The organism is Neisseria sp. P0021.S007 (assembly GCF_051956855.1).
In genome coordinates this window covers 1-595 of record NZ_JBQCXA010000798.1, presented here as the reverse complement: position 1 = coordinate 595, position 595 = coordinate 1, and the positions used below count along the sequence as shown (strand labels likewise).

Annotated in this window: 1 protein-coding gene; it reads right to left on the bottom strand. The window is 61.0% G+C overall.

The window, feature by feature from the left end; genetic code table 11:
• On the bottom strand, nt 1-595 hold a 595-nt coding region (locus ACTHUR_RS16015), incomplete at both ends, for an aconitase family protein (RefSeq protein WP_440399662.1).

Here is a 595-nt window from a genome sequence, read left to right as displayed (position 1 = left end):
ATCGCGGCGATGATGACCGCGCCGTCGGGCATGAGGCCGTCTGAAGGCTCTTCGTAAGGCTTCGCCAGCCCTTTCGCCGCCAAATCGACGGTGGCAAAACGCGCGTGCGGGTTGCTCGGGCCTGCCATGTTGCGCGTTACGCTGCTCAAATCAAACTTCAACACGCGCGGATAAACGGCGGTTTCTAAGGCATCTGCCCACAGCCCTGCGGTTTTGGCGTAGGTTTCCACCAATTTCACCTGCGCGTCGTCGCGTCCGGTCAGTTTCAAATAATCAATGGTTTGCGCGTCGATGGCGAACATGGCGGCAGTCGCGCCGAACTCCGGCGTCATGTTGGAAATGGTCGCGCGGTCGCCGATGGACAGGCTTCTCGCGCCCTCGCCGAAAAATTCGACAAACGCCCCAACCACGCGCTCTTTGCGCAGAAACTCGGTCAGCGCCAACACAATATCCGTCGCCGTAATGCCCGCCTGCCGTTTGCCCGTCAACTCCACGCCGACAATATCGGGCAGGCGCATCATGGACGCGCGCCCCAGCATCACGGTTTCCGCCTCCAAACCGCCCACGCCTACGGAAATCACGCCCAGCGCATCAA